Source organism: Vulcanibacillus modesticaldus (assembly GCF_001730235.1).
Classification (GTDB): domain Bacteria; phylum Bacillota; class Bacilli; order Tepidibacillales; family Tepidibacillaceae; genus Vulcanibacillus; species Vulcanibacillus modesticaldus.
The window spans coordinates 70,191-95,203 of record NZ_MIJF01000046.1; the positions used below are offsets into that span (position 1 = coordinate 70,191).

At 34.6% G+C, this 25,013-nt stretch carries 20 protein-coding genes, 1 other RNA gene and 1 other annotated feature; of the genes, 1 reads left to right on the top strand and 20 read right to left on the bottom strand.

What is annotated here, in order from left to right; genetic code table 11:
• Positions 1-38: 38 nt before the first annotated feature.
• The 19 genes from alaS to BHF71_RS12155 form a co-directional block, all read right to left on the bottom strand.
• A complete protein-coding gene (gene alaS / locus BHF71_RS08575; RefSeq protein ID WP_069657251.1) occupies positions 39-2,684 on the bottom strand; it encodes an alanine--tRNA ligase in 2,646 nt (881 codons plus the stop codon).
• 339 nt (positions 2,685-3,023) lie between these two features.
• Complete coding sequence (locus BHF71_RS08580; protein WP_245683847.1) at positions 3,024-4,109, bottom strand: AI-2E family transporter; 1,086 nt, start codon at positions 4,107-4,109, stop codon at positions 3,024-3,026.
• Positions 4,110-4,266: 157 nt separating this feature from the next.
• Positions 4,267-4,470 carry a hypothetical protein gene (locus BHF71_RS08585; RefSeq protein WP_069657252.1) on the bottom strand — a complete coding sequence of 68 codons (204 nt, stop codon included), beginning with the start codon at positions 4,468-4,470 and terminating at the stop codon, positions 4,267-4,269.
• 14 nt (positions 4,471-4,484) lie between these two features.
• Complete coding sequence (locus tag BHF71_RS08590; protein ID WP_069657253.1) at positions 4,485-4,682, bottom strand: hypothetical protein; 198 nt, start codon at positions 4,680-4,682, stop codon at positions 4,485-4,487.
• 20 nt (positions 4,683-4,702) lie between these two features.
• The gene (locus BHF71_RS08595; protein ID WP_069657254.1) at positions 4,703-5,206 is read right to left on the bottom strand and encodes a PRC-barrel domain-containing protein; all 504 of its coding nucleotides are present in this window, start codon (positions 5,204-5,206) and stop codon (positions 4,703-4,705) included.
• 83 nt (positions 5,207-5,289) lie between these two features.
• Positions 5,290-6,444 (bottom strand): cysteine desulfurase family protein, encoded by a 1,155-nt coding sequence (locus BHF71_RS08600; RefSeq protein ID WP_069657255.1) that lies wholly within the window; start codon positions 6,442-6,444, stop codon positions 5,290-5,292.
• A complete protein-coding gene (locus BHF71_RS08605) occupies positions 6,441-7,088 on the bottom strand; it encodes a YczE/YyaS/YitT family protein (RefSeq protein WP_141705368.1) in 648 nt (215 codons plus the stop codon). Before BHF71_RS08605 ends, BHF71_RS08600 begins: the two co-directional genes overlap by 4 nt.
• Positions 7,089-7,098: 10 nt before the next feature.
• Positions 7,099-8,391, bottom strand: coding sequence for a replication-associated recombination protein A (locus BHF71_RS08610; RefSeq protein ID WP_069657270.1), 1,293 nt, complete (start codon positions 8,389-8,391; stop codon positions 7,099-7,101).
• Between the two features lie 67 nt (positions 8,392-8,458).
• Complete coding sequence (locus BHF71_RS08615) at positions 8,459-9,049, bottom strand: 5' nucleotidase, NT5C type (protein WP_069657256.1); 591 nt, start codon at positions 9,047-9,049, stop codon at positions 8,459-8,461.
• 83 nt (positions 9,050-9,132) lie between these two features.
• Positions 9,133-11,313 carry a sensor histidine kinase gene (locus BHF71_RS08620; RefSeq protein ID WP_069657257.1) on the bottom strand — a complete coding sequence of 727 codons (2,181 nt, stop codon included), beginning with the start codon at positions 11,311-11,313 and terminating at the stop codon, positions 9,133-9,135.
• Positions 11,314-11,449: 136 nt separating this feature from the next.
• Positions 11,450-12,694 carry a [FeFe] hydrogenase H-cluster maturation GTPase HydF gene (gene hydF, locus BHF71_RS08625; RefSeq protein WP_069657258.1) on the bottom strand — a complete coding sequence of 415 codons (1,245 nt, stop codon included), beginning with the start codon at positions 12,692-12,694 and terminating at the stop codon, positions 11,450-11,452.
• 12 nt (positions 12,695-12,706) lie between these two features.
• A complete protein-coding gene (locus tag BHF71_RS08630; RefSeq protein WP_069657259.1) occupies positions 12,707-14,104 on the bottom strand; it encodes an aspartate ammonia-lyase in 1,398 nt (465 codons plus the stop codon).
• Positions 14,105-14,288: 184 nt separating this feature from the next.
• On the bottom strand, positions 14,289-15,623 hold the full coding sequence (locus BHF71_RS08635) for a (Fe-S)-binding protein (protein ID WP_069657260.1): 1,335 nt from the start codon (positions 15,621-15,623) through the stop codon (positions 14,289-14,291).
• Positions 15,623-17,026, bottom strand: coding sequence for an FAD-binding oxidoreductase (locus tag BHF71_RS08640; protein ID WP_069657261.1), 1,404 nt, complete (start codon positions 17,024-17,026; stop codon positions 15,623-15,625). The genes BHF71_RS08635 and BHF71_RS08640 overlap by 1 nt, the downstream gene beginning before the upstream one ends.
• Positions 17,027-17,200: 174 nt before the next feature.
• A non-coding RNA gene (gene ssrS, locus BHF71_RS08645) (6S RNA) lies at positions 17,201-17,380 on the bottom strand.
• Positions 17,381-17,476: 96 nt separating this feature from the next.
• Positions 17,477-19,267, bottom strand: a complete 1,791-nt coding sequence (aspS, locus tag BHF71_RS08650) for an aspartate--tRNA ligase (RefSeq protein ID WP_069657262.1) — start codon at positions 19,265-19,267, stop codon at positions 17,477-17,479.
• A 29-nt stretch (positions 19,268-19,296) separates the two neighbouring features.
• A complete protein-coding gene (gene hisS / locus BHF71_RS08655) occupies positions 19,297-20,565 on the bottom strand; it encodes a histidine--tRNA ligase (protein WP_069657263.1) in 1,269 nt (422 codons plus the stop codon).
• Positions 20,566-20,721: 156 nt separating this feature from the next.
• Positions 20,722-20,955: a binding site (T-box leader), on the bottom strand.
• Between the two features lie 70 nt (positions 20,956-21,025).
• Complete coding sequence (hemZ, locus tag BHF71_RS08660) at positions 21,026-22,516, bottom strand: coproporphyrinogen dehydrogenase HemZ (protein ID WP_069657264.1); 1,491 nt, start codon at positions 22,514-22,516, stop codon at positions 21,026-21,028.
• A gap of 141 nt (positions 22,517-22,657) precedes the next feature.
• Positions 22,658-22,816 carry a hypothetical protein gene (locus tag BHF71_RS12155; RefSeq protein WP_176717344.1) on the bottom strand — a complete coding sequence of 53 codons (159 nt, stop codon included), beginning with the start codon at positions 22,814-22,816 and terminating at the stop codon, positions 22,658-22,660.
• Positions 22,817-23,002: 186 nt separating this feature from the next.
• Between BHF71_RS12155 and BHF71_RS08665 the strand changes: the two genes are divergently transcribed.
• On the top strand, positions 23,003-24,730 hold the full coding sequence (locus tag BHF71_RS08665; RefSeq protein ID WP_084024451.1) for an N-acetylmuramoyl-L-alanine amidase family protein: 1,728 nt from the start codon (positions 23,003-23,005) through the stop codon (positions 24,728-24,730).
• A 57-nt stretch (positions 24,731-24,787) separates the two neighbouring features.
• Here the strand turns inward: BHF71_RS08665 and BHF71_RS12380 are convergent.
• Positions 24,788-25,013: transposase (locus BHF71_RS12380; RefSeq protein ID WP_084024272.1), on the bottom strand; the 226-nt coding region annotated here is incomplete at its 5' end.

Consider the following 25,013-nt stretch of genomic DNA (forward strand, 5'->3'; position numbering starts at 1 on the left):
AATACAAAAAATATTTTACCAAATTTGCACTACTTTCATTACACTTCTATTTTAACTGATTTTACATATTCAGTCACGTAATCTAGTGCATCTTGTACTTTTTCTGGCTCTTTTCCACCTGCTTGTGCCATATCTGGACGGCCGCCACCGCCACCGCCAACACGTGAAGCAGCACCTTTGATTAATTTCCCTGCATGGAATCCTTGTTTTATAAGGTCTTCAGTTACATAAGCAACTAAGTTAACCTTATTGTTATTTACAGTACTTACTAAAATTATTCCTGACTCCATTTTAACCTTTAGATCATCAACAATCTTCCTTAAATTATCCATGTCCATTGGGGCTAATTTAGCTCTAAGTACATTAATACCTTCAATAGTTTCTACTTTATTGATTAAGTCTTTAGCTTCAATACTGCTAATCTTAGCTTTGAGTGATTCATTCTCTCTTTGTAACTCTTTAATCGTCATTTGTAAAGATTCCACTTTTTGTGGTACATCCAGTGGCTTAGTTTTTAATTCATTTGCTAACTGTTTCAAAGTGGTAAATTGCTCATTTAAGAACTGATAAGCCCATTTACCAGTTACTGCTTCAATTCTACGGATTCCTGCTCCAATACTGCTTTCAGAAATGATTTTAAATAATCCAATTTCTGCTGAATTTCCAACATGGCAACCACCACACAATTCAAGGCTGTATTCGCCTACTTGAACGATCCTTACTTCTTCACCATATTTTTCTCCAAATAACGCCATGGCACCCATCTTTTTTGCTTCCTCTAGTGATTTGATCATGATGTTAACCTTTTGATTTGCCCAAATCTGTTGGTTGACCTTCTCTTCAATAGTAGCGAGCTCATCTTCAGTTATTGCTCCAAAATGTGAGAAGTCAAAACGAAGACGATCTGGTGCTACTAAAGAACCCGCTTGGTTTACGTGTTGTCCTAAAATATCCTTCAATGCTTGGTGAAGAATATGGGTCGCAGTATGATTTTTAATAATATCACCACGGGTAACGGTATCAACTTCAGCAGTAGCCTCATCTCCTACCCTAAAAGTTCCATTAACCACTTCGACATGGTGAAGATGTTGCCCATTTGGAGCTTTAATAACATCTAAAACTTTCATCATTTCGCCATTTCTACCTACTATATTACCCCTATCAGCAATTTGTCCTCCACTTTCAGCATAAAAAGGAGTTTTATCTAGGATAACTTGTAGCTTACGACCTTTAGAAGCCATTTCCACAAGTTGCTCATCATCGATCATATGGGTAATCTTGGTATCTACCATTAGCTCATTATATCCAACGAATTCACTTTCCTCTTTGATTTCACCTAGGATTCCACCTTGAACTTTCATACTATCAATTTCTTGTCTAGCAGAACGAGCGCGACTTCTCTGTTCCTCCATTTGAATTTCAAAGCCCTGTTGATCAACAGTTAACCCATTCTCACTAGCAAAGTCCTCAGTTAAATCTAATGGGAATCCATAAGTATCATATAACTTGAAAGCTTCTTGACCAGTGATCTCTTTTCGCCCTTCTTCTTGTGCTTTTTCAATCATTTGTGCTAGAATTGCTAGTCCTTCAGAAAGCGTTTCATGAAAACGTTCTTCTTCAGTTCGTATTACCTTCTCAATGAATTCCCTTTTTTCAAGGATTTCTGGATAGTAATCTTTCATTATTTCCCCAACGACTGATGTTAATCGATATAGAAATGGTTTCTCAATACCAATTGTTTTACCATAACGAACTGCTCTTCTAAGTAATCTACGAATTATATATCCCCGACCTTCATTAGATGGCAGTGCCCCATCGCCAATTGCAAATACGATGGTTCGAATATGGTCAGCAATTACTTTTAAAGCTACATCAGTATTCTTATCTTGATGATATTTTACACCTGCATGTTCTGCTGTCGTTTCAATGATTGGGATGAAAAGGTCAGTATCAAAATTAGTTTCAACCCCTTGGATCACTGAAGCCATTCTCTCTAGGCCCATACCAGTATCAATGTTTTTCTTAGGCAATGGAGTGTAGCTACCATCAGGATTGTGGTTGTATTGGGAAAAAACTAAATTCCAAATCTCTAAATATCGCTCATTTTCTCCTCCAGGATAACACTCTGGATCAGATGGATCACAGTACTTTTCTCCTCGATCGTAGAAGATTTCTGTATTTGGACCACTTGGGCCTTCACCGATGTCCCAGAAGTTTTCCTCAAGACGTATTATCCTTTCATCTGGAATACCAATCTCATCGTGCCAGATTTTATATGCTTCATCATCCTCTGGATGGATTGTAACAGAAAGTTTTTCAGGGTCAAAACCTATCCATTTTTCGTCGGTCAAGAATTCCCAAGCCCAATGAATCGCTTCTTTTTTGAAATAATCTCCAATCGAAAAGTTTCCAAGCATTTCAAAAAAAGTATGGTGTCTAGCTGTTTTACCGACATTTTCGATATCATTGGTTCGGATTGATTTTTGTGAGTTTGTTATTCTTGGATTATCAGGAATTTTCCTACCATCAAAATATGGTTTTAATGTGGCAACACCACTGTTAATCCATAAAAGAGATGGATCATCATAAGGTATTAATGAAGCACTAGGCTCCACTTTATGTCCTTTTGACTTAAAAAAGTCTAGAAAGGCTTTTCTAATCTCATGAGAGCTCATTTTTCTCATTTGTAAACTCCTCCATTTATTTTGCTTAAAATAAAAAACACTCTCATCCCAATCAGGGACGAAAGTGTTGTATCACTTACCGCGGTACCACCCTGTTTACTCGCTAGGAAAGAAAAATAATTCCTATTGAGTCACTCATAATTGATAACGGAACCACCCGATCTTTTTCTCAGGATTAGCCTTCGATCATCCTTCACCTAGAAACCCTTTCAGCCTAAGGGGCTCCCTCTCTTGAGATGGACTATGACCTACTCGATCCCTCATCGACACTACATATCTCATTTTATATTTTGGAAATTATTATACATAGCCCTAAAGCAAATGTCAACTATATCAACATTACTTGCGGTTTAAATAGTAGATTCCAATATGCTGAATTATTACCTTTATGATAGCAAATACTGGGACAGCCAATATTAATCCGGCAATCCCTGCTAATTGGCCACCAATCAAGAGTGACAGGATGATGAATAGAGGATGAATATGGAGTCTTCTTCCTACCACTTGGGGTGAAACCACATTACCTTCAATAATTTGGACAATTAGATTGACGATTACTATTTTAATAGCCAACTGCCATGAAACACTTAAAGCAACTAAAACGGCTGGTGTCGCTCCTATAAATGGCCCTAAGTAAGGAATAATATTCGTTATTCCAACAATTAAAGCTAATAGTAAGGCATATGGCAATCCCACAAATAAATAGCCGATATAGGCTAAAACACCGATAATCATACAGACTATTAACTGTCCCCTTATATAATTCCCTAATGCATCATCAATGTCTCTAGCAAGTCTTATCATCTCTTTACGTTTTCTTTTAGGCACTAAAGTAATTATCGTTTTTTCAAGTATCTGATAATCCTTCAAAATATAGAAAGCAACAAAAGGAACCAAAAAAATTGTAATTATTACTTCAATAGTATTACTTATCCAAGTCGTTATATTAGAAAAACTTTCTGATATTCTTTTTTCTAAGTTTTCTAGTGAATTATCTATCCCCTCTTGAAATGAATCGGGAAGTGGATTTAAATGGTCATGCCTGATTCCATCTAACCAACGATCCAACTTTCCAATTATATCTGGCAATTGCTCCCCCAAATCTTTGATCTGGGCCACTAATAAGGGAAATATATTAAAAGAAATAATGGCTAAAGAACCAAAGAAAATAAAATAAATTATCAATACAGCCAAAGATCTTGGTATTCCTTTATTATGTAGCATGGTTACAATAGGATGTAGCAAATAAGAAATAATAATTGCAATAAAAAATGGTAAGAGGAGCGTTTTTAAAAAAACAATAAAAAAGCCAATAACTTCACCAAGCTTAACTAATAAGAAGAGAATAGTAAGGATCAACAAAATCAAACTTAAAAAAACAAAAACCTTTTTATATGGCAACCATTCCCAATCAGCTTTGATCACTATTCCCTCCTTTCTCCGTTAATTACATAATTTATTTTAAATAATTTGACCAACCCTCTTGAAAAGTATATGCTTTTTTCAAATAATTTACGCATAAAACAAAAACATATCTTTACAAAAAAAAGCACCGACAGATACTCTGTCAGTGCAACAATATTTATCTAAATCTCAAGATATTTCTAACAAAATTTCTTCTCCCCATCATCCTTAGGAAACCTAGTCTACCGAGCATATGCAAGGCCATATTGATCATTTTATTAATTCTATTCATCCTTTTGGCACTACTTATACGACGTAGCATAAAACCAGCAAAAGTTACAACCACGCCACCGGCAATTATACTTTGAAACAAGCGATTCACACCGCATCATCCCTTTACAGAGTTTCTTTAACACGCAATTCCTCTTCTGTAAATAAGTCATCTAAAGAACTTAAAGAACCATCTTCTTCAACTTGATAAACGGTAAAGCGATCCCCTAACAACGTCAATTCAATGAAGCAATTCCAACAATAATATTGGTTTGTAGCAATTTTACCAATATCACGACTCTGGCAATTAGGACAAGTGAGCAAAACCTATTTCCTCCTTATCATTATTCCTGATCAAATATAACTTCCTTTATCTCATCACTTGGTACAATGATCGCATCTTCTCCGAAAACCATTTTTTTAGGTATCTGAATCGTTCTTCGACCTTCTGTTACATCTGATAGGAATCCATCTGATATTTCATACCCTAGTATCTTTCCCAGTTCTTCTTGGAAATAAACGTCAGATATATGTCCTAATTCTTTACCATTAGTCGTAACAATTGGATATTCTTTGTATGCCTTCTTACCAGTGCTAAAACTGTAATAACTATTCTGATTAAAAGATGTAAGAAATCGCTCCGTTCCAATAGTTACCGCATCATCACCTATTGCTCCAACTTTATCAAAGGATAAATAGCTCCTTTTTGTGAAGATACCTGGTGATTCAACAGCAAGTCCCACAAGCTCCCCCCGTTGATTAAAGTAGACATCCTTAACGACACCCAGCTTTTTACCGGTACTCGTATCTAATACTGGTAGACCAAGAACATCTTGTATCTTTTTCATGATACCCCCCCTAAGAAGGGATACTATTATTATGCCGAATTTTTTAAGGTAAGATACGAAGAGAAAGCTGGGTAAGGCTGAAGTTATTTCCTTTTTCCCATTCGTGATTTTACGATATGGGCTATTTCTTTCGCTGCCTTTTCAATTTGTTCTTCAGTATTTCCTAAACCAAAGCTAATCCTAATTGCTGAACGAGTAACGTCTTGCGGAAGGTTTAAAGCTTTAATTACCCTAGATATATCTAATGCCCCGGCTGCACACGCAGAACCCCCTGATACAGCAATTCCTTTCATATCCAAAGTCATAATCATCGTATGACTATCAACGCCTAAAAAGCTAACATTTAAAATACTTGGTACTACATCTGTGGGATGACCATTAATTACAAAGTAATTTTCTCCAATTGACTCCTTCCAAATTTTTATCATCTTTTCCTTGAATTCTGCCAACCGTTTGGCCTTTTCATCCCTATTTTCAATTAAAATCCTACAAGCTTCACCAAACCCAATAATTCCAGGCACATTTTCTGTCCCGCCTCTTCTTGAACGTTCTTGAGATCCCCCGATCAGTGGAAGTAACTTAACACCTTTTCTAACATATAACGCACCTATTCCTTTAGGACCGTTTATCTTATGAGAAGAGATAGTTAGTAAATCAATTGGTAATGAAGAAACATCAATATCAATTATCGGAAATGCCTGAACAGCATCGGTATGAAAATAGATATCGTTTTCTCTAGCAATCTTACCGATTTCTTCGATCGGCTGAATAGTACCTATTTCATTATTTACAAACATAACACTTATCAAAATCGTTTCCTCACGAAGCTGTGACTTTAGTTCTTCAATATTAATTTTCCCATAATTATCAACAGATAAATAAGTAATCTCAAATCCAAATTTTTTCAGGAAATCCGTAGCTTGCATAACTGCAGAATGCTCAATTTCAGATACAATAATATGATTCCCTTTATCTTTATTAGCAAAAGCCAAACCAACTATTGCTAAATAATCACTTTCAGTTCCTCCACTAGTAAATACAATCCTCGAAGGATCGGTATGTAATGCCATCGCTACATTTGCTCGAGCATCCTCTATCGGTATTCTCACTGATTGACCTGTTTTATGAATGCTTGATGGATTTCCGAATCGTTCCACAAAGTATGGAGACATCACTTCAAATACTTTAGGATGAACAGGTGTAGTTGCACTATGGTCTAAATATACCTGCTGCCTCATAATTTGTTTTCCCTCCTGTATCTTAAATCAGTAATAACAATTCCTTGAGAAACAAAATAAGTATCCCATAACTTTATAAAAAATTGGATAATCGGTCCAATTAAAACAGACACTATTAAGGTACCTATATAAACAGGTCCCCCTAGTATCCAACCAACTATAAGTACTAATAATTCCATTATAGTTTTGATTTTCCCAATACTCATTTGATATTTTTTGGATAAGACTAACATTAGACTATCACGGGGACCAGCTCCTAAATTAGCTGTGATATAAAGCCCAGCTCCCATACCCATCAATAAAATCCCGACAAATAAATACATATATTGAAAAAATAATCTTTCCATCGTTGGTAATAAATAAAGGAATAAATCAATAAAAACACCAACAAAAATCATATTTAACACCGTTCCAATGGATATCATCTTCTTATCAAGAATAAAGGTAATAATTATCACTGTTAGACTAACTATTATAGACCAAGTACCAATAGTTAAACCAAGAATATTATATAAACCAATGTGAAGAACATCCCAAGAAGATACCCCTAAATTTGCCTCAATAATCATTGCAATCCCAAGACTAAGAATAATAATTCCTAGAAAAAAGATGGAAAGCTGATAAAGATAATTAGTTTTGCCCACATTATTCCCCCTAATTTCTTTTTCTAAGTCGGATTTTGGCCTCGGTACCTTGATCACTTGGAAAATAATACTGTTTACCTAATAATTCCTTTGGTAAATACTCTTGTTCAGTATAATGATTTGAATAGTCATGAGGATACTTATATCCTTTACCATGTCCAAGTAATTTGGCTCCTTTATAATGTGAATCTCTTAAATGAATTGGTACTTCACCTAGCTTTCCGTTACGTATATCTTCTAACGCTGAATCAATTGCTTTTATTGCTGAATGAGACTTAGGACTCTCACATAGATAAATAACACATTGAGCCATATTGATCCTTGCCTCGGGTAACCCCACAACTTGAACTGCATGCCAAGTTGCTATTGCTTGTTCTAACGCATTTGGATTAGCCATACCAATATCTTCTGAAGCATGAACGATTAAGCGTCTAACAATTAATTTAGGATCTTCACCAGCTTCTAACATCCTAGCCATCCAATAAATGGCTGCATCTGTGTCGCTTCCTCGAATTGACTTGATGAAAGCACTCAACATATCATAGCGTTGATCACCAGTATCATAACGTATGGCCGGTTGTTGTATAGATTCTTCAGCAATGGACAAATTAATATTGATTAATCCATTTTCATTTGGTTCCGTTGTTGTCACAGCCAACTCTAAAGCATTTAGTGCTTTCCTTAAATCTCCATTTGCAGTATTGACGATATGCTCTAAAGCATCATCTTCAATCTTAGCATTATAGGTGCCAAGACCCCTTTCCTCATCATTTAATGCTTTATAAATAGCTTCTCTAATGTCCTCTTTAGAAAGGGGTTCCAACCTAAAAATTTGACTTCTAGACAATAATGCCGAATTAACCTCAAAAAAAGGATTTTCAGTTGTTGCACCAATAAGAATTATTTCCCCCTTCTCCACAGAAGGCAGGAGGGCATCCTGCTGGGCCTTATTAAAACGGTGAATTTCATCAAGAAAAAGAATTGTCTTCTTTCCATATAATGCTAAGTTATCTTTAGCTTTCTCAATTATTTCTCTAACTTCCTTAACACCGGTACTGACCGCATTTAGCCGAATGAATTCACTACTAGTTACTTGACTTATTACATATGCTAAGCTAGTTTTTCCTGTACCCGGTGGACCATAAAGAATAATTGAAGAAAGACGATCAGCTTCAATCGCCCGTCTAAGTAACTTGCCTTTACCAATAATATGTTTCTGACCTATATATTCATCAATATTTCTTGGTCTGAACCGATCAGCTAATGGTGCATACTTTATTGCTTGATCAGAAAAAATATCCATCATCTTGTTTAATCACAACCTTACTACTACATAACTAACAAATTCATAGAAATATTTGCTTGTCACATTAAAACTGATTAGTACTCTTTAACATCTGATCAAACTGATGTACATATTTAATGCCTTCTAACCAGTCTTTTATCCGTGGAATTTCATCAGAATATTGACGATTATATGATGTATCAACAATCACCGTAGGAATTCCCCTAGCTAGTAAATTGTCAATATGCTCTGGATCATCTTCGAAAAATAGATCTATTCCAATTTTACTCGCTATTTTTCCTTTATCCTGAGAACTCATAAACAAATTATCACCATTAAAAGGGAAATTGTGTTTTTTCAACCACTGCTCAGTTATTTCCCTAATTCTTCTAAACCCTGGTCTAGCGGTAATATAATAAATCTCATGCCCTTCTTCTACCAATTGTTGTAAAGCTTCTGGAGCATGTTCAAGAGGAACACCAATTTGATAGATTTTCGCCTCTAACTTCCTCCACATTTTTTTACCTTCTTCACTTGTTAAACCGTATGGTTCATCTAAGTAAAAAGTTGTTACTTCATCTTCTTTTACGTCCATATTTAATTCCTCATTATATACCTTAATCGCTGCCCTATGTGTATGTTTAATAGTTCCATCAATATCTATTCCAAGTTTCATTAACTATCCCTCCATCCTTATTATCTTCTTCATATAATACAAAAATTCCTCTCAAAACGAGACTTTAAGAAATAAAAGCCACATCAGTGGCTTTTATCATTAATTTTAATGGGAAGTTTGATCGTAAAAGTTGTTCCTTCGCTTACTTTACTTTCTACTGTTATAGTACCTCCCATCCCTTCAACTATCCTATAACAGGTTGCTATTCCAAGACCAGTTCCATCTTCCTTCGTTGTGAAAAATGGAGTTCCGAGTTTTTCAAGTGTCTGTTGATCCATGCCTTTTCCAGTATCAGAAAAAGAAATGCTAACTATTCCTTCATTTTCTATGTAATTAGTAGCAACGATTAACGCCCCTCCCAAGGGCATAGCCTCAAAGGCATTTTTAATAATATTGATAAATACTTGTTTAATCTGTTTAGTATCCATGGAAATAATCGGTATTTTATTATACTTTTTGATTATTCTTATATCCTCTTGTGCTGCTTGAGACTCATAAAGTAAGAAAATTTCTTCTAAAATACGAACAATATCAGTGTCCTGAATATTTATTTTTTTATTAGGTTTAGCCAATGATAAATATTCATCTATGATATCGTTAATCCTATCTATTTCTTGAATAATCAATGGAAAATATTGTTCCCCAGATTTAACATCAGTACCATTTGAATTCTGGTCAAACAATTGCAAAAAACCTCTGATTGTGGTTAACGGATTTCGTATTTCATGGGTTATACTAGCAGCTAGCTGACCAGCTGCTTTTAATTTTTCTGATTGAATAAGTTCTTCTTGTATCGACCTTATTTCTGTTATATCACTAAAGACAATTAAAATTTCTTCTTCAATAATATCATTTTCTTTAACCTCCAAAATTGAAATATTAGCTAAGAATATGTAACGTTGCCCATTTATACAGGTTTCAAATTCAATATTGTTTAAGCTGCCACTACTCTTTTTAACATTTTTCGTATCAAAAATTGAAGACATTTGAATGAACTTTTTAATATCTGGATTCTGTTCACCTATCTCAGACAGTTGTTTTCCAATAATTTCTTCTTTCTTAATCTTGAAAAGTTCCTCACATTTTTTATTAAATATCGTGATAACTTGATTATTTTTATTTATTGATAATACTCCGTTATCAGTGGTTTCTAAGATTAATGTCGACTTTTTATGTTCTTTTTCTCTTTGTTCCAATTTTTTTGTCATTTCATTAAAAGTTTGATTTAGAATATTTATTTCTTCATAGGTATTTAGAACTAAAGGTTTTATTTTCTTCCCTTGTGCAAAATCAGTAGTCGCTATCACCAACTGATTAACAGGTTTCACAATATAACGGGAAAGTTTTATAATAGCAAAACCTGTTACAATTAAGACTAGTCCGAATAAGATTAAATATTTTATTAATAATTCTTTTAATGGTGCATACAATTCATCATTATTTACAGTAAGCCCTACAAACCATTGATTAGTAAATCCCGACATTTGTTTGATAGGTAATATCACATTCATTGTATTTGATGACCGATTATAATATAGTTTGCTACTTTTATCTATTTCTTTATACAATTCGATATCTAACCCATTCTTGGTAAGCCAATTCACATTTAAAATTTGTGTACGATCAGGATGAGCAATGATGTCACCTTTATAATTCATTAAAAAGGCATAACCAGATAAACCTAATTGTTTTTGTTGATTTGCATAGCGATCTATTAATTGCCATAAAGAGTCTAAATCAAAAGCAGGGGAAATTACTCCAATAATATTGCCATTTTTGTCCCTAACAGGTCCAGCCAAAGCAAGTATCGGGTTATTTACTACATTTGAAAGATAAATATCTGAAAAATAAATTTCCCCTTCAATTGCCTTTTTAAACCATTCTCGTTGTCCCAAATTCCTACCCAAAACAGTATTATCCATATCGACTGTTACATATCCATTTTTATCAACAAAAATCGCTCCAAAATAGATATCGTAAACATCAAGAAAATTCCTAAACTCCTTTTGAACATCTTCAAAAGAAGAATTAAGATCTCTTATAACAGGATTTCTGGTCAATAAATCTATATCTTTTATTCTTTCTGCTATAAACTCTTCTAACTCAATTACTAAATTTTCTGCTTCTGTTACTAAATTATTTTCTATCTGTTCCGTTAAAATTTCTTTCTGTGACTGGTAAGAAATATAGCCAACTACAATCAATGGTAAGATTGATAAAAATGTGATTATAACAAGTAGTTTGTAATGAAGTGTTTTAAACATATAACTATCTCCCAGATTTCCTTATTGTTCATAAGATAAAACGTTTGCGCAATAAAAAAAAGAACCTAGAATATATCATAACATCACAGAGTTTTAGCTGTAAATCGAAAAATTAAAATATCACTAACAACCTTTGTTAAAAGTCTAAATCCTCATCCTCCCAAATCATTTTTGCCAAAGGAAATGGCTCCAAAGCCCTTTCAAAAATACCTTGAACATAAGCAATTAAAACTCCATAATTAACTATCGGAACATTAAAAGCTTTTGCTGTACTAATTCTATTAAGCATACCACTTCTATTAAGCATACATGCCCCACAATGGACTATTAGTGAATATTTCTTCACATCTTCTGTAAAAGATACACCTGAAGCAAATTCAAAATCTAATTTTTTACCGGTCCTTTGCCTTATCCATCTAGGAATTTTTACGGTTCCAATATCATCTGATTGACGATGATGGGTACATCCTTCAGCAATCAACACCTTGTCTCCATCTTTAAGATTTTCAATCGCTTTAGCACCCTTTACTAGCTCTTCTAAATCACCATTATACCTAGCAAAAAGAATCGAAAATGATGTTAATGGAATATCCTTTGGCGTGTCAGCAGCGACCTTTAAAAAAGCCTGGGAATCTGTAATAACTAATTTCGGTTTCTTCCCCAAATTCTCAAGTGTTTCTTTTAACTCATACTCTTTAGTTACTATCGCAATAGCATCACTCTCTAAAATGTCTCTAATGGTCTGTTGTTGAGGTAAAATCAATCTACCTTTTGGCGCGGCCTTATCAATTGGAGTAACGAGTACCACGAAGTCTCCCGGGTTGATTAAATCTCCAACTAAACGAAATTTTGCTTCATTATCAGGGATCAAATCGATGATTTTCTTTTTTAATTCTTTGATTCCTTGGTTTTTCAAAGCTGAAATTGCTACAACTGGAACGTTTAATTCCTTTTCTAATCTATCAATTTCTTCTTGAGAAAGATTTATAAGGTCATTTTTATTTAAGATAATTATTATAGGAATCTTTTTCTCTTTGATTTTGTCTATTATATAAAAATCATCTTCTGTTATACCAACTGTAGCATCAATCGCCACTAAGGCTACGTCCGTTATATTTAAAACCTCCATTGTTTTTTTTATTCGAAGTTCGCCTAATTTCCCCAAATCATCAATCCCTGCTGTATCTATTAAAACACAAGGACCTATTGGTAAAATCTCTATAGCCTTATACACTGGATCCGTTGTAGTCCCTTTTATTTCCGAAACAATCGCTATATCTTGACCAGTTAAAGCATTGATAATGCTTGATTTCCCAGCATTCCTCTTTCCAAATAGTGCAATGTGGATCCTAGCAGAACGTGGTGTATCATTTAAACTCATATCATTACCTCCTCATTTACCAGGAATACCTGGCTTTGTTACTTCAAATGGATTTAAGATCTCTTCGATTTTAGAATCAGATATAATATTTTCTTTTTTCAAAACTTCCTTAATCGTCTTATCCTGACTAAGAGCTTTCTTAGCAATCTCACTTGCTTTATCATAACCCAGATGATGAATCAAAGCTGCTACTAATGCAGAAGATTTTTCAAGATTTTCCCTACATCTATCTTCATTTACCTTGATCCCCTTAATGCATTTCTCACCAAACAACTTAATAGCATTATTTAATAATTCTAAGGATTCAAGTAAGCTTTCCGCAATTAAGGGCGTAAAAGCATTTAGCTCTAGCTGACCTGAAGAACTTGCCATCGTAATCGCATAATCATTAGCAATAACTCTCATCGCCACCTGAGCTACCATTTCAGCAATTACAGGATTTATTTTCCCAGGCATTATCGTAGATCCCGCTTGAACTTCAGGAAGCTTTATTTCTCCGAATCCACCTCTTGGGCCTGAACCTAGCAATCTAAGATCATTAGAAATTTTAAGGATATTAACTGCACAAGCCTTTAAAAGTCCCGAAACTTCTACAAAAACATCGGTATTTTGGGTTATGTCCATTGGGAACTCGGCTCTAGCCAAACCAAGTCCCGTTAAATCTTGAATTACATCTGTGATCAAGAAAATATATTTATTGGTAGCATTTAATCCAGTACCAATAGCTGTACCACCTAGATTTATCTGCCTAAGTCGCTCTTCTACCTTATAAACTCGCCATCTATCCCTCGCTATCGCCTGTGCGTAGGCTCCGAAACCTTGCCCCACCATCATTGGGAGTGCATCCATAAGTTGCGTTCTACCAAGCCTAATTATGTTACTGAATTCATTTTCCTTTTTTTGCAATTCTTCTTGTAAGTCGGCAAGGGAATTACTTAATTCTCTTAGCATCCGGATAGCTGCAATTCTAAGAGCAGTAGGATATACATCATTAGTCGACTGTGACATGTTTACGTCATTTAGTGGGTGAACAATTTGATAATCTCCCTTTTTACCACCTAAAATTTCATTTGCTCTATTGGCTATTACTTCATTGACATTCATATTAGTAGAGGTACCTGCTCCACCTTGGTAAGCACTGATTAAAAACTGATCAGCAAACTTTCCGTCAATAATCTCTTCACTAGCTTGAATAATCGCCATAGCCTTTTCATGAGATAATTTTTTTAATTTTTTATTGACAATCGCTGCAGCTTTTTTTATCAGGGCTAGCTCTTTTATCAACTTTAAATTCACACTTTTTGATTGAAGATTAAAATTATCAAGCGCTCTAAGAGTATTTATTCCATAGTATCTGTTTTCTTCAATTTGTAGCTCACCTATCAAATCTTTCTCCACTCTATATTTCAAGACAATCACCCCAAAATAGATACGATAAATACAAATATCCCTCCATCTACACTTGGAGGGAGGTGTTTGTGATATTTTTCCCAATCTTACTTTATAAATGTACGACAATAAAATTATAACACCGCAAGATAAACGCCTTTATTACAATTTATTGAACTTTTTAGTGATGAAAAACCACTAACTCCTACTCAATACTACACATTCTGGCCAAAACCTCTACAAGATGTACTACTTCTATTTCTGAGGCTTTATTATTCTTTTTTACACCTTGACGTAATTGTAATAAACAACCCGGATTTGCAGTAACTATGGTTGTTGCCTTTGATTTCTTAACCTTTTCCATTTTATTATTTAAGATTTTCATTGATTCATTAAAGTGTAAAATATTGTAGATGCCACCTGAGGCACAACACTTAGTACTATCTTCCATTTCCGTATAATTGGCACCAGGAATAGATTGTAATAAAACCCTAGGCTCTTTATATACTCCCTGAACATTCCTTAGATGACAAGAATCCTGATAAGTAATTATTCCTTTCCACTCCCTTTTAAATGGAAGTGGTCCATATTTTACTATAATCTCGCTAATATCTTTAGATTTATTAACGAAGTTTCTTGCTCGTTCTCTCCACTCTTCTTCATCTTTTAACAATTGATCATATTCCCTTAGCGTGGCACCACAGCCACCAGCATTATTTACATAGTATGTTGCTCCAGATTTTTCGAAAGCTTCAATATTTTTTTTTGCCAAATCCTTTGCCATACTGGACATGCCTTGATGAATATGTAAAGCCCCGCAACAATTTTGCTCTTTGGGAATTACAACTTCACACCCAATTAGCGACAATAGTTCAATCGATAAACGATTAATTCTATGCATCATCGCATCCGTTACACAGCCAGTAAAAAAGGCAATACGAACTTTCATATCGCCCTTAGCAGGTATAACCGTACTTGGTTTCAGTCTTTTTACAGGTGACTCTAGGAGAGGAAGTGCCGTTTCTAATTGAGCAAGGGGTTTTGATATTTTCTCGATTACCTTAGTTTGCCGTACAATCTTATAAACACAGCTCTTTTGATAAAACCATGTCATATTACCCAAAGTTCTTAGCCGTTTTGGATAAGGAAAAAGATGCTTTAGTAATGCCTTTTTAACTGTATACGATAATGCCGGTTTTTGCTTCTCTTCCTCTTTCGTTGCGATTACCTCTTTAGCACTGTCTAAAATATGTCCGTAAGGTACTCCTACCGGACAGGCGACTTCACAAGCTCGACAACCGATACACAAGTCAATTGGAGAAGCTAAGTGTTTAATTAAATCTATTTTCCCTAAGGATGCCAACCGAACAAGATTAACTCTACCACGTGGCGATGCCGATTCTTTTCCTAGCGTTTCATAAGTAGGACAAACGGCCAAACAATAACCACACTGCACACATCTATTCGTTGCCTCAAAGGTTAAATCATATAATTTTTGAATATGCTTTACATCATTTTGATTTTTTTCAGGTGGGTTCATTATGTTAACACCACCTTAGTTTGTCCACGATCCGGGAAAATCTTTCCTGGATTCATAATATTATTAGGATCCCATGCCTCCTTAATCTTTCTCATCATTAGCAGGCCAACTTCACCAAGTTCCATTTCCATATAAGGAGCTTTTAAGGTGCCAATACCATGTTCACCAGAAAGGGTTCCCCCTAAAGAAATTGCAGCTTCAAATATTTCACCTACAGCTTTTTCAACACGCTTCATTTCCTCAACATTTCGTTTATCGGTGATGATATTGGGATGCAAATTACCGTCTCCGGCGTGTCCAAAAACAACTAGATTAAGTTGATACTTCTCTTTAATCTGATTTAACCTTTTCATCATTTCAGGTATTTTACTCCTTGGAACAGTTGCATCTTCAGATATTTTTGTCGGCCCCATTTGTGTTATCGCTGGGGATACCATTTTTCTTGCTGTCCATATTTCCTGACGCTCTCTCTCATCTTTGGCCACTTTAACATCAGTCGCTCCTTGTTTGTAACATATTATTTCACATTTATGAATCTCTTCTTCAACTGCTAAAGGGTGTCCATCTACTTCAATAATAACCATTGCTTCGGCATTAACCGGCAAATTAGATGGACGATAATTCTCTACAGATCTAATACAGCCATTGTCCATTAATTCCATTGCAGAAGGTAAAATCCCTGAAGATAAGATTTTAGTTATCGCTTGCCCCGAATCTACCAACTTATCAAAGGTAGCCACTAAAGTTTTAACGGATTGTGGTTTGGGAATTAATCTTAAAATCACTTCCGTTACTATTCCCAAAGTACCTTCAGAACCTACTATTAACCGAGTAAGGTCATATCCTGTAACATTTTTTACAGTCCTTCCGCCTGTGCGGATAATATCTCCTGCGGGGGTTACAACTTCTAATCCAATAACGTATTCCTTTGTCGTACCGTATTTAAGTCCCTTTGGCCCACTGGAATTTTCCAATAAATTACCACCAATAGTAGAAACATGAGAACTACTAGGATCCGGTGGGTAAAATAAGCCTGCTTCCTTCGCCTTTTTATGAACTTCAGCGGTAATCACACTTGGTGAAACTATTGCGATAAGATTTTCTTTATCAATTTCTAACTTTTTCTCAAGTTTTGTTAAATCTAATACCATACCGCCTTTCACAGGTAAAGAGCCACCACTTAATGATGTTGCTGAACCCCTTGGATAAACAGGGATAAGATACTTGTTCGCCAATTTGATAAGCTCACTTATTTCCTTGGCGTTTTTTGGTTGAATAACTATTTCTGGCAAATATTCACCAAATGAAGCATCATAACTATATGAATACAATTCATGTAGATCTGTCATAATCCGATCCTTCAGGATTATATTTTCGATTTCATCACGAATTTTCTTCTCCATATTATACCTTGCTCCTCTCGCTTATACACTGCATCACAGGCATCCCCTCATTTTAAAAAAGATTACATTCCTTCTCTATCGTTATCCTCTTTAGCTACTTTATTTATTCTAATTATAAAAGTATGTACGAACAAAAAAAACACCAGATTAACACGGTGTCATTAATAATACAAAAAGAGCCCCGGGATGCCGTGTCTCCTAAGTTTTGAACCTGCTCTCGCAGGTGGGTGTCCTGTCTTTAGCTTCATTGTCCTATAGTAAACTATAGTATCAAGTTCACTAAAGAACTCCAGACTCCCTTCTAATAGGTGTTGGCTCAAAACTATCGGTTAGTCACGTACAACGTAGGGCTCTTTTATTCTGTTTTGTAGCTTTATGTTACCATAGGGACGAGCATTAAATCAAGGGAACTTTTTGCTAGTAAAGGAAAGAATAAGCTACTCATTTGACTTATACAATCTCTTCAGTTTCTTTTACCTTGGCTTTAATTTCCAGATGAAGTTCTTTTAGCTGTTTATCATCCACAAATGTTGGAGCACCAGTTAATAAACAATTTGCATTAGTTGTTTTAGGGAAAGCAATGGTATCCCTTAAATTGTTCCTATTTGCTAAAATCATTACAAGTCGATCAAGTCCAAAGGCAATTCCACCGTGTGGAGGAGTGCCGTATTCAAAAGCTTCCAATAAGAAACCAAACTTATCCCATGCTTCTTCCTTGGTAAATCCAAGTACGTTAAACATTTTTTCTTGGATTTCCTGTTGATAAATTCTCAAGCTTCCTCCACCTAGTTCGTAACCATTGAGAACCATATCATAGGCTTGTGCCCTTACCTTTGAAGGGTCAGTATCTAATAAAGGTATATCTTCCTCTCTTGGCATAGTAAATGGGTGATGTTCAGCAACATACCTTTGTTGTTCCTCATCATATGATACTAATGGAAAATCGGTAATCCATAGGAATTTATACACATTTTCAGGTATTAAATTTAATCTTTTTCCTAACTCTAAACGAAGATTACCCAAAGCATCAGCAACAACTTCCTTAGAATCGGCCACAAACAGCAACAAATCTCCTGTTTCTGCTTCCATGGTTGTCTTGATTTGCTCAATTTCTGATTCGGATAAGAATTTAACAATTGAACCTTTGATACCATCTTCTTTCAAGGATAGCCATGCTAGTCCCTTTGCACCATATCTACTTACAAATTCCGTTAATTGATCAACATCTTTACGACTGTAACTAGCACAACCCTTAGCATTTATTCCCTTAACTTGGCCGCCATTTTGGATAGTGTTTCTAAATACTTTAAATTCACTTTCTTTAACAATTTCAGAGATGTCCTTTAATTCCATCCCAAAACGAATATCTGGTTTATCTGAACCATAACGTTCCATAGCTTCTTGATAGGTCATACGTAGGAAAGGTCTTTCAATCTCATATCCGATCGTTTCTTTAAATAAGCCAACCATCATTTCTTCCATCAGATCTTGAAACTCTTTTAATGGCATAAAAGACATCTCAATATCCACTTGAGTAAACTCCGGTTGACGATCAGCTCGTAAATCTTCATCTCTAAAACAACGAGTAACTTGATAATAGCGCTCAAAACCAGAAACCATTAATAATTGCTTAAATAATTGTGGTGACTGAGGCAAGGCAAAAAAGTGACCGGGATGTTTTCGACTAGCAACTAGGTAGTCTCTTGCACCCTCCGGAGTACTTTTAGTTAACATTGGGGTTTCAATATCTAAAAAACCATACTTGTCCAAGAAATTTCGGATGTATGTTGTAACTTTATGGCGTAAAATAAGGGTGTTTTTCATCTCATTACGTCTTAAATCCAAGTAACGATATTTTAAACGTAATGATTCATCAATCTCTATATTGTCTTGAATAAAGAATGGTGGTGTTTTTGCTTCATTGATTAGTTCAATTTCACTAACTTCGACTTCAATTTCCCCCGTTTCCATATTTGGGTTCACAGTCTCCTCTTCCCTAGCTACCACAATTCCCTTAACAGCAATTACATACTCACTTCTCAATTTATCTGCTACCTGATGGGCTTTTTGTGACTTCTCGGGATTGATTACTAATTGGACAATTCCACTTCTATCCCTTAAATCTATGAAGATTAATCCACCCAAATCTCTTCGCTTTTGAACCCATCCACTTAAGATAACTTCTGTACCAATAAGACTCTTGTTTAATTTACCACCTTGATGCGTTCTCTGTAATACCATACCCTTTCCTCCCTATCCTGATTATCCTTTTATCTTTTAATTATTTGACTGCTAATCGTTTCAATAAGATCGTCAAAAGATACTTCTTTTTGGTCGCCTGTCTCCATATTTCGGAGAATTACTTTTTGTTTTGCTATTTCATCCTCTCCAATAATGATTACATATTGAGCATCTGATCTATCAGCAGCTTTCATTTGAGCCTTCATCTTACGGTCTAAATAATCCATGTCGGCAGATAATTTATTTTTACGCAAATTATCTAATATTTTGGTTGCAACAGTTTTTGCTTCTTGTCCCAAAGCAATTAAATAAACATCTAAACCTTGTTCTAATCCTAAATCAATTCCCTTTGCTTTTAATGCCAGAACAATTCTTTCAATTGAAAAAGCATAACCGATTCCTGGAACATCATTGCCTCCAATTTCCCCGACTAAACCATTATATCGTCCTCCACCACATATCGTACCGATGGCTCCAATTCCTTCAGCCATGATTTCAAAAGCTGTTTGGGTGTAATAATCTAGCCCTCTAACTAGTCTAGGATTTTCGATGTAGGAAATTCCCATTGAATCAAGATGTCCTTTTAGATCTTCGTAGTGTGTACGACAATCATCACATAAATGTTGTTCGATTGTTGGAGCCTCTTTTGTTAGACTTTTACAGGTTTCATTTTTACAATCTAATATCCGAAGCGGATTACGCTCTAACCTTGATTGACAATCCTTACATAATTGCTCTTTAACATCATGTAGATAAGTAACAAGTTTTTCCCTATGAACTGGTCGACAGCTAGAACAGCCAACGCTATTTATTTCTAATCTAAGGTTGTCTAAACCCATTTCCTCAAATTGCCTTAAAGCCATTGAAATAACTTCTGCATCAATTCTTGGATCATTACTTCCAAGGGCTTCTACACCTATCTGTGTGAACTGACGCATTCTACCAGATTGAGGTCTTTCATAACGAAACATTGGTCCAATATAGTAAAGTTTTACTGGATCAGGATCGGCATAAAGCTTATTTTCAACAAATGAACGCACAACAGAGGCAGTTCCCTCAGGACGTAAAGTTAAACTTCTATCGCCTTTATCTTTAAAGGTGTACATTTCTTTCTCTACGATGTCAGTAGTTTCCCCAACTCCCCTTTGAAAAAGTTCAGTATGTTCAAAGATTGGGGTCCTAATTTCTTTATAATTGTAACGTTTAAATACATTTTTAGCTGTTTGCTCTATAAAATCCCAAATTCTACTCTCTTTAGGTAAGACATCAGCTGTCCCCCTTGGAATACGAAACTTCATCAACAACCTTCCTCCTTCATAATAAAATATCGTAGTCTTTAACTGTAATTATTAATTTATAGAAAATTCACCACCGATAAATTTAATGAAAACATCAAATTCATTTTGTAGCTCACTTAATAAAAAATCTCCCGCTCTGATGCTATTACAATAAACATCAGGGACGAGAGAATATTAATCACCCGTGGTGCCACCCTAATTGGACTTAAATCCCACTTAATTTTTTTAACGCTTTTAAAAGCGCTTCTTAGCTACTTGAATATCTCTACTTTTCGCTAAGAGTCCTCCGAGATGTCTTTCTTTAAGGCGTAATAGAGAGATGATCTCAGCTATTTCATCTCCTCTCTGACTATCCGTTTCCTAAATACTTCTTCTCTTCATAGGATCAAGTATTTTTAGTTATTTGACGGCTTTAGTTGATTGATAATTATGATACTTTGCATTAAATAGAATGTCAAGGTTACTCTAGAAAAATTTTATTTAATTCTTTAATCTTTTTGATCGTTAATTCTTTAACATTTTCAGTATATACTTTTGGCTCTTTTGGATTAGGGATACGACTAGTTGTTTCCGAATTTGGAGGAACCAGTTTACTTACAGCTCCTGAACCCAATCCAATGATCGTTTGGACTTCTTCCATACTTATAATATTATATAAACTTTCATTATTTTCTTTGCTATAACCGATATTTTCCAGATTACCCAACATGTTCTTTTGACGATATAAATAGTAAGGGGAGTAACCATGTTCCTTTGTCCAATTACGCGAGTATTCCATCATTTTAACAATCTCATCCCTATTGATAATCTCAAATTCCCCTCTGTTTTTAGTAATATACGAAGCCCGTTTAAAAGCTAATGTATGAATAGTTAGAGACTCTGGATTTAGTTTTTCTATCTGATTAAGAGAATTGATAAGTTCAACTAACGTCTCACCGGGTAAGCCAATAATCAGATCCATATTTATATTGTTAATTTGCAATTTTCTAGCCAACATAAATTTTTCAATCGTTTCTTCCACTGTATGTTTTCTTCCAATAATATCTAATGTCCTTTGCGAAAAAGTTTGAGGATTAATGCTTATCCTCTTAATTCCCCACTTTTTTAAAATTGCTAACTTTTCTTTACTAATAGTATCTGGTCGACCAGCTTCCACTGTTATTTCTCTAACTGTATGGAAATCGACCCAATAGGCCAATTTTTTTAATATGTCGTTTAGTTGATTGGGAGACAGGCTAGTTGGTGTTCCCCCACCAAAATATATGGTTGTAACCTTTTTGTTAGATTCTTTTAACCACTTCCCGATTAAATCTATTTCTAAATGGAGTGCCTGTAAAAAATCTAAGACAGCCCCCTGCTTTCTATTAATCGCATATGCTGGAAAAGTACAATATGAGCATTTTGTCGGACAATAAGGGATTCCAATATAGATACTAACTTCATTTTTCAATGAATATAAATCAGGGATTACACTTAACTGTCTTTTTACTATTTCTTGTAATAATAAAATCTTATTTTGCTTCAATAAATAGTCCCTTTTTAAGATCTCATTGACTTTATCATAGGATTTAGTTTGAACCAAAAGTTTGTGATACAACTTTGTTGGACGAATCCCAGTTAAAATTCCCCAGTCATGTTTTTTACCAGTCAAACGTTCAAGGGTTTGTAACCAAACGAAAGAAATTACCTGCTTGATAAGCTTTTTTTTTGTTTTATCATTGGTATCAGTTAATTTCCTTTTATGACTAACAAAAAAATGTTTTTCATCAACATTTACTTCAACATCTGTTTGTACAAAACCATCTTTTATCTGATATAAAAAATTGATGGTATTTTTATCATCAGATTGATTGTTAAATATTATTTCATCATCTTCTTCTTTAAATAAATTAAATATGAGTTCAATTTCTCTTTTATATAGTTCGTATTCACCTTTAATGATTAATTTCATCTTTCTCCTCCCACAACGTTTCCAAAAAGTCAGCTATAACCAAGATTATGAGTAAATCCACACTCGATGAAATAATCGAAAACGTCTAAATGAAATATTATCATAATATGACGACTGTGGTCATTATTAAAATATTCTTATCTATTTTTTAGTTGATTCTTTCTTTTCGTGAAAGTTTTCGTCATCATTATAAGGCAACTCATTTTTAAGGGTTTCTTCATTCTCAAGCTGATCATTAAAATCTAACGAAAGAAGTTGATTCCATCGTTTAGCAAATATTTCTTTTTTTGATAGATGCACGTATTATCTTCCCTTCATATCATTTAATTTTTCTATCATCTCATTTTTCCCAATTTGGATGATTATTACCCAAAATCAGTTAAAAATATAGTTATATTTTCCCATTTGTCGATTTTTTTATTTTTAAGAAGGATTTATGAAAAAGAATAGCGAATATTGAAAGACACCATAGAAAGGATTGATCATATGCATAAAAAAAGGAATAAGTTTCTACTGATCTTCTCATTCCTTTTTCTGGTTCTTTCGTTGATAAACCCATTGATTCAAGCTGCAACAGATAAACTAATCAAAGTAAAAGTTGATGAATTAAATGTTCGCTCTGGACCGGGTCTTGGCTATAATGTATTAACAACGATAGCTAAAGACCAACAATATCCAGTAATTGAAGAAAAAAATAAATGGATTAAACTTAAAATAAATGATCAAATTGGATGGGTTGCGGGATGGTTAGTCGATTATGTCAAATCTACTAAAACGATAGAATCTAAAGTACAATCACTAAATGTGAGGTCAGGTCCAAGTACAAGTTTTCCTATTTTAGAGCAAATCTACCCTGGATCTAAGTATCCTATAGTAGAAGAAGAGGGAGATTGGTTTAAAATCCAACTCAATAAAAACAAAACCGGTTGGGTTGCAGGATGGCTTATCAAAATAGCTGAAACCCCATCTTCTGAAATTTCTACAATGAGTGAATTTGTAACTATTAAAGCAAATACGCTAAATGTTCGCTCTGGACCTTCAACTGAATACTCTATTATAGGAAAACTAAAAAAAGGTGAACAAGTAGAAATAATTGATATTGAACAAGCATGGTACAAGATAAAATTCAACAAACAGATTGGTTGGATAGCAAGTGAATATGCTAGCAAAAATACATTAACCGTCTCTTCAAAAAATACTATACAGGACAAAGAAAATAATAAAGAGCAAAAAATCGTAGTCGTCAGTCCTGAGATATTAAATTTAAGAAGTGGCCCAGGATTGAATTATGAAGTAGTGGCAAAGTTACTAAAGAATGATTTTCTAGTGGTGGATGACTCCAAAGGAGAATGGTTACACGTAGCAAAGGCTACTAATCCTGAAGTTAATGGTTGGGTTGCAAAATGGTTAGTTATTGATTCTAGTCAAGTAATATCCAATAGGCCCACAGTAACGATTTTAAATCCAGGGACTAATTTACGTGAGGGACCTTCAACATCATATCGTGTTGTTAGCCTCGGTAACGTAGGGGACCAATTCCCAATTCTAGGGACTAAAGGAGATTGGTATCAAATTTTATTACCTAATGGAGATAAAGCATTTGTTGCCGGATGGATCGTATCAGTTAAAGGAATGAATCAAGTAATCTCTTCTGGGATAAAACGCCTGTTAAAGGACAAGATAATTGTAGTAGACGCAGGTCATGGTGGAAAAGATCATGGGGCAACTGGTGCAACCTTCAAATCATTGGAAAAAGATCTTAATTTAGCTGTAGCAATGAGGTTACAGAAGAAGTTAGAGGCTGCAGGTGCAAAAGTTATAATGACAAGGTCTAAGGATAAATACTTAACTCTACAAGAACGTGTTAACATAGCTATCACCAATAATGCTGATGCATTTATTAGCATCCACCATAATACTCACGAAAATAGTGCAGTAAATGGAACTATAACTTACTATTACCTTAAAAAAAATAAAGAATTGGCTAAGAATATTCAACGTGAATTGCTCAAACGTACAGGACTTAAAGATCTAAATGTTAGATTCGGAAATTATCATGTTCTTAGAGAAAATCCTAAGTTGGCAGTTTTAACAGAACTCGCTTTTATCTCTAATTACTACGATGAACTTAAAGTCCTATCAAAGAGTTTTCAAGAGAATGCGGCAGAAGGAATATTCCAAGGAATCTTGAAATATTTTAATAGCAATAAATAAGCAAAATATAAAAAACAAAGGTGGGAATAATCCCACCTTTCAGACTGAAGACTAACCTCATGCTAAATTACCTAGTATGAGGTTATTTTTGTCAAAAATGCTTAAAATCTTGGATGAAATAAAAAATTGAGAGCGATTCGGACGTCTCTTCCACGTCCAATTCGCTAGCTTTTTCAAATTCATGGCAGCAAAAACTAACATCGCCTGCATCGAGACTTTTTTCAAACCTCTTAACGTAGTCCAACGCAAACCATGTTTCTCTTTCATATCTGCAAATACTCTT